At 65.3% G+C, this 6,019-nt stretch carries 6 protein-coding genes; 5 read left to right on the top strand and 1 reads right to left on the bottom strand.

All coding sequences use genetic code 11. The features are described 5' to 3' along the window. Positions 1 to 80: 80 nt before the first annotated feature. Genes PMI15_RS23700 through PMI15_RS23690 form a run of 3 tightly spaced genes read left to right on the top strand, consistent with a single transcriptional unit; the run spans position 81 to position 1,739 of the window. Entirely contained in the window at positions 81 to 449 is a 369-nt protein-coding gene (locus tag PMI15_RS23700) for a LysR substrate-binding domain-containing protein (RefSeq protein ID WP_051002045.1), read from the top strand. A gap of 10 nt (positions 450 to 459) precedes the next feature. Next, the gene (locus PMI15_RS23695) at positions 460 to 1,092 is read left to right on the top strand and encodes a pyridoxamine 5'-phosphate oxidase family protein (RefSeq protein WP_007875062.1); all 633 of its coding nucleotides are present in this window, start codon (positions 460 to 462) and stop codon (positions 1,090 to 1,092) included. Next, positions 1,092 to 1,739, top strand: coding sequence for a hypothetical protein (locus PMI15_RS23690; protein WP_007875061.1), 648 nt, complete (start codon positions 1,092 to 1,094; stop codon positions 1,737 to 1,739). Before PMI15_RS23695 ends, PMI15_RS23690 begins: the two co-directional genes overlap by 1 nt. A 3-nt stretch (positions 1,740 to 1,742) precedes the next feature. Here the strand turns inward: PMI15_RS23690 and PMI15_RS23685 are convergent, their stop codons facing one another. Beyond that, the gene (locus tag PMI15_RS23685) at positions 1,743 to 2,495 is read right to left on the bottom strand and encodes a Crp/Fnr family transcriptional regulator (protein ID WP_007875060.1); all 753 of its coding nucleotides are present in this window, start codon (positions 2,493 to 2,495) and stop codon (positions 1,743 to 1,745) included. Positions 2,496 to 2,684: 189 nt separating this feature from the next. Here PMI15_RS23685 and PMI15_RS23680 point away from each other — a divergent pair, with 189 nt between their 5' ends. Both PMI15_RS23680 and PMI15_RS23675 read left to right on the top strand, forming a co-directional pair. Then, entirely contained in the window at positions 2,685 to 3,869 is a 1,185-nt protein-coding gene (locus PMI15_RS23680; protein WP_007875059.1) for an ABC transporter substrate-binding protein, read from the top strand. A gap of 144 nt (positions 3,870 to 4,013) precedes the next feature. Beyond that, positions 4,014 to 5,960 (top strand): long-chain fatty acid--CoA ligase, encoded by a 1,947-nt coding sequence (locus PMI15_RS23675; RefSeq protein WP_007875058.1) that lies wholly within the window; start codon positions 4,014 to 4,016, stop codon positions 5,958 to 5,960. Positions 5,961 to 6,019 lie beyond the last annotated feature (59 nt).

Below are 6,019 nucleotides of genomic sequence, written 5' to 3'. Positions count from 1 at the left end.
CTGGCTTTGCCAGACCGCAGGCACCGCCCCCTCAAGGGGGGAACAGGCTACACGCAGTGAGCCTGGACGGGGGTGAGCTTATGAACCAGCGCCAAATTGCATTCGCGCAAGCCCTGGTCCATGATTTTGTGGGCCTGGGCGAGGACAGCGCGCTGCAGCAGCACCTGGCGCTGCAGGCCGAACGCCTGGGGCTGCGCATGCGCACGCGCATACGGCTGCGCAGTTTTGAGGCCGTCTGCCGCATGGTGGAGGCCGGCGTCGGCGTGGCCGTGGTGCCGGCCGTCGCGGCCGAACGCCATGTGGGCGCGGGCAGGCTGCGCCTGCTCAAGCTCTCCGATGCCTGGGCCGACCGGCAGCTGCTGATCTGTGCGCGCAGCTTCGAGCAGCTGTCGATGCCCGCCCTCAGGCTGGTGGATGCGCTCTGCGCGGCCCAAACCCCAAAGCGATAAAGTCCTGTCCATGAACCCAGCAACCGCCCCCGACCCCCACACCATCACCAGCCTGCCGCAGCTTGAGGCGCTGTTCGGCGCCGTCGGCGAAGCCTCCCTCAAAAAAGAGGTGGATTATTTGCACCCGGCCTACCAGGACATGATCCGGGCTTCGCCCTTCGCGGTGCTCGCCACTTCGGGGCCGGGCGGGCTGGACACCTCGCCGCGCGGCGACCCGCCGGGCTTTGTCGCCATCCAGGACGACAAAACCCTGCTGCTGCCGGAGCGCCGCGGCAACAACCGCATCGACAGCCTGCGCAACCTGCTGACCGATTCACGCGTGGCACTGATTTTTTTCGTTCCCGGCGTGGGCGAGACATTACGCGTCTGCGGCCGGGCCCGCATCAGCGTCGCGCCCGAGATGCTGCAGCGCTTTGCCATGGAAGGAAAACTCCCCCATTGCGTGCTGGTGATCAGCGTCGAGTCGGTGTTCTTCCAGTGCGCGCGGGCCTTGCAGCGCTCAAAGCTCTGGCAGGCCGCGCCGCAAACCCGGCCCGACGTGCCCACGCCGGGCGCCATGCTGCAGGCGTTGACGGCGTCGGCCATAGACGGCGAAAAGTACGACCGCGAGCTGCCCGCGCGGCAAAAGTCCACACTCTACTGATGGCGCACACCACCCCCGAATCCATGGACCTGCTGGCCCGCTCCTGGCGGCGCTGCACCGGCGCGCTCGCGTCGCGGGCGGTCACCGGCAGCGTGTTTGACCAGCTGCTGGCCCGCTATTCGGAACCGCATCGCCAGTACCACACGCTGCAGCACCTCGCGGAATGCCTGGCGCATTTCGAGGCCGTCCGCCACCTGGCCGAACAGCCGGGCGAAGTTGAAATCGCGTTGTGGTTCCATGACGGTATTTATGACACGCAGCGCCATGACAATGAACGGCAAAGCGCCGACTGGGCCCACGCCGTGCTGCAGGGCCATGGTGCGGTACCGGCCGCCGTGCAGCGGGTCGACGAATTGATCATGGCCACCTGCCACAGCGCGCTGCCGGTGACGCCCGATGCGCAACTGCTGGTGGATATCGACCTGTCCATCCTGGGCGCCTTGCCCCCGCGCTTTGCCGAGTATGAAGCGCAGATACGGCAGGAATACGCTTTTGTGCCCGAGGATATCTTTCGCCAAAAGCGCGGCGAGATTCTTCGCGGCTTCCTCGCCCGGCCGGTGATTTACAGCACGCCGCATTTCCAGGCCGCGCTGGAAGCGCGAGCCCGCGAGAACCTGCGCCTGGCCATCGCCGGTATCACCGGCTAGGGCTTAGCGGCCAGGGTTGGTGCGCGCGGCCAGGCCCTCGTCTTTGGCCGCGAACACGCTGGAGCGCAGCGCTTGCAGGTCCAGCACGCGCAGGCCGCCGTATTCGATGCGGATAAAACCCTGGGCCTGCAAGGCGCTGAGCGCCTCGTTCACGCGCTGGCGCGACAGGCCCACCAGGTAGGCCATTTCCTGCTGCGTGATGCGCAGCATCTCGCCCACACCCGGATACAGGATGGGGTTGAACAGCGCGGCCAGGCTGCGCGCCACGCGGATGTCGGGGTTGTTCATGCGGTCTATCTCTCGCGCGGCGATGAACTGGCCCAGGCGCTCGTTCAGCTGGTTCATCACAAAGCGGTTGAAACCGATGGAATGGTCCAGCAGCCAGTGAAAGGTGTCTATCGGCAAACCGGCCACCACGCTTTTGCGCAGCGCCTGGATGTTGTAACGGTAGGGCTCGCGCTTGAGCGCTGTGCCTTCGCCGAACCAGCCGCCGGGCGGCAGGCCGGCAAATGTCATGGTCATGCCCTGGGCGTTGTCGCTGCTCATCTTGAGCAGGCCTTCCACCACGCCGAACCAATAAGTCACCGGCCTGCCGACACGGCAGACATAGTCGCCCGGCGCGGCGTCACCGACCTGCAGCACCGCTACCGCGCGTGCGCGCTCATCCGGCAGCAGCAGGGACAGCCAGGGAATGCCGCGCAGCTCGTCCGGCGTGGGCGCCCTGCGGCGCAGGTGAAGGGGTGACTCAGTGGCCATGCTCGCAATGTTCAAGCAAGAAAGAGGGTGGGCGGATCAGGGAAAGCCCGGGCGGGCGCAACCCTTGGATTGTCGTTGGGCAGACAGTCGGCCGCGCCTTCAAAGCATAGCATCTGCCCCGCGTAGACAGGCCGCCAAGAGCCCACCGCGATCCCATCACGCGCCCATGACAACCAGGAGACACCCATCATGACAAGTCCTTTCACCACCTTGAAAACCGGTTCACGCCCACCCGCCGGCCACCTGGCTCGCCGCCGCATGCTGGGCGCACTCGCGGCCATTCCAGTCGCCCTCTATGGTCCCGCGCGCGCCCAGGACAACAGCCCCGTCCGCATCGCGCAATCCATCGCACTGAGCGGGCCGCTGGGCGAGTTGGGCCAGGCCATGCACCAGGGCGCCAAGGCCTGCTTTGCCGGCATCAACGCCAGGGGCGGCGTGAACGGCCGGCCCATAGAGCTCACGGTGGCCGACGACGGCTACGACGTCAAGCGCGCGCTGGGCAACGTCAAGGGCTTTATCGACGACAAAAGCAATTTCGCGCTCTTCAACTGCATGGGCACACCCATGATAGAAGCCATGCTGCCGCAGGTGATCGAGTCGGGCATGCCCTTCTTCGCGCCGTTTTCGGGGGCGCTGTCGGCGCGCCCGGCCAATGCGCGCAATGTCTTCAACATACGCGCCAGCTACGCCGACGAGGCCGAGCAGCTGGTGCAGCACCTGGCCACCATCGGCATACGGCGCATCGCCATCGTCTACCAGAACAACTCCTTCGGCAAAGAGGTTTTCGATGCCACCCAGCGCTCCATGATCAAGCACAAGCTGGAGGCGACCGCGACGGTCACCGTGGAAAACAACGCCTCGGACGCCGGCCCCGCGGCGGAAAAAATCGCGACCTCCAACCCGGAAGCCGTGCTCGTGGGCCTGGCAGGCAAGCCGACCATCGATTTCGTGAGAGCCATACGCGCGCAGCGCAAGGGGCTGTCGCTGTATGCGCTGTCCATCATGGGCGCGGCGGCCACGCTCAAGGCCATGGGCGAGGACGCCACCGGCATCGCGGTCTCGCAGGTGGTGCCGCTGCCGGGCAATACCGTGGTGCCCATGGTGCGTGAATTCCAGCAGGCCTGGAAGGCCGCCGGCGTGGCGCTGGAGCCTTCGCACCTGGCGCTCGAGGGCTATATCAATGCCCGCGTGTTCGCCGAGGCGCTGCGCCGCGCCGGCAAGAACCCGACGCGCACCGCCTTCATCGACAGCACCTGGAACTTGAAGCGCTACGACCTGGGCGGCTTTGAAGTGAGCTTCAGCGATTCGGCCCGCAACGCCTCGCGCTTCGTGGAACTGACCATGGTTTCGCGCGACGGGCGCTTTATCCGATAAACCGGCCGGACCCCGGGGACACCCCAGTAGGACTTACCCGGAAATTGTCGTCGCAATGACACCATAGCGTCAAAGCCGGTCCTACTATTCGTGCCATACCAGCGGTTTTCCTGAATAGCCGCAAAAAACGGAGACAAAAAGCGAATGCAGACCACGTTCCCACGATTGCTGCTCAAACATGCGGCCGAGCGCCCCGGCGCCCCGGCCATGCGCGAAAAAGAGTACGGCATCTGGCAAGCGCACAGCTGGGCCGGCATGGCGCAGCTGGTGGAGCACATCGCCTGCGGCCTGCACCTGCTGGGCCTGCGGCGCGGCGAGCACATGGTCATCATCGGCGCCAACCGGCCGCGCCTCTACGCCACCATGCTGGCCGCGCAGGCGCTGGGCGCCATACCCATCCCCCTGTACCAGGACGCGGTGGGCGCCGAATGCGTTTTCCCGATCAACAACGCCGACGTGCGTTTCGCGCTGGTGGAAGACCAGGAGCAGGTCGACAAGCTGCTCGAGATACGCGGCCAGTGCCCGCAGCTGGCGCACATTGTTTACGACGACCCGCGCGGCCTGCGCAACTATGCCGAGGACGGCCTGCAGTCGCTGGACGCGCTGCTGGACGCGGGCCGGGGTTTTGCGACCGGCCAGCCGGGCTTCTTCCGGGCCGAAGCTGAAGAAGCCCGCCCCGACGACGTGGCCGCGATGTTTTTCACCTCGGGCACCACGGGCAACCCCAAGGGCGTGGTCCACACCCACAACACCTTGCTGGACCGCGCCAAGGCCGGCGCCGACTTTGACAAACTCACTTCCGACGAGGAAGTGCTGGCCTACTTGCCACCCGCGTGGGTCGGCCAGAACATCTTCAGCTATGCCCAGTGGCTGGCCTGCGGCTATGTGGTCAACTGCCCTGAGAGTGCGAGCACCGTGACCATCGACCTGAAAGAAGTCGGCCCGACCTATTACTTTGCGCCGCCGCGGATTTTCGAAAGCCTGCTGACGACCGTGATGATCCGCATGGAAGACGCGGGCCGCATCAAGCGCGGCATGTTCCACTATTTCATGGGTGTGGCCAAACGCGCCGGCCCGGCGCTGATGGACGGCAAACCGGTCGGCGGCATGGACAGGTTGCTGTATGCGTTGGGCGGCCTGCTGGTCTACGGCCCGCTGCGCAACACGCTGGGCTTTTCGCGGGTGCGGGTGGCCTACACCGCCGGCGAGGCCATAGGCCCCGACCTTTTCACCTTCTACCGCTCCATCGGCATCAACCTCAAGCAGCTGTATGGCTCGACAGAGACCGCCGTGTTTGTGTGCCTGCAGCCGGACAACGAGGCGCGCGCCGATACGGTAGGGGTGCCGATCAGCGGCGTGCAAATCAAGGTGGCCGACAACGGGGAAATCCTGGTCAAGTCCGCCGGCCTGCTCAAGGAATATTACAAAAACCCCACGGCGACGGCCGAGGTGCTCAGCGCCGACGGCTGGTACCACACCAGCGACGCGGGCTTTATCGACGCCAGCGGCCACCTCAAGATCATCGACCGCGTCAAAGACGTGGGCCGCATCAAGGGCGGCGCCAATGACGGCGCCATGTTCGCGCCCAAGTACGTGGAGAACAAGCTCAAGTTCTTCCCGCACATCAAGGAAGCCGTGGCCTACGGCGACGGCCGCGAGAAATGCTGCGTGATGCTCAACATCGACTTCGACGCCGTCGGCAACTGGGCCGAGCGCCGCAACCTGCCCTATGCCGGCTACACCGACCTGGCGCAAAAACCCGAGGTCTACCAGCTCATCAAGGAATGCGTGGAAAAAGTCAACGCCGACCTCAGCGTGGACGCCCTGCTGGCCGGCTCGCAGATCAGCCGCTTCCTGGTGCTGCACAAGGAGCTGGACGCCGACGACGGCGAACTCACGCGTACCAACAAGGTCAGGCGCGGTTTTATCGCCGAGAAATACCAGCCCCTGATCGACGCCCTCTACGGCGGCAAGGCGGAGCAGTTCATTGAAACCGTGGTGAAGTTTGAAGATGGCCGCAGCGGCAGCGTGAGCGCAACGCTCAAGATCAGCGACACCCAGACGTTCGCACCAGTAAAAGCGGCAGCATGATGACTAACAAGCGACAGCAAGCCCCTCAAGTACCAGCTCGAGCCGCGGAACCGGCTTTG

Origin of the sequence: Polaromonas sp. CF318, from assembly GCF_000282655.1 — a bacterium.
Taxonomy (GTDB): Bacteria; Pseudomonadota; Gammaproteobacteria; order Burkholderiales; family Burkholderiaceae_C; genus Polaromonas.
Note: the sequence above shows the minus strand (reverse complement) of the source record. Positions and strands in the feature narration are given on the sequence as shown.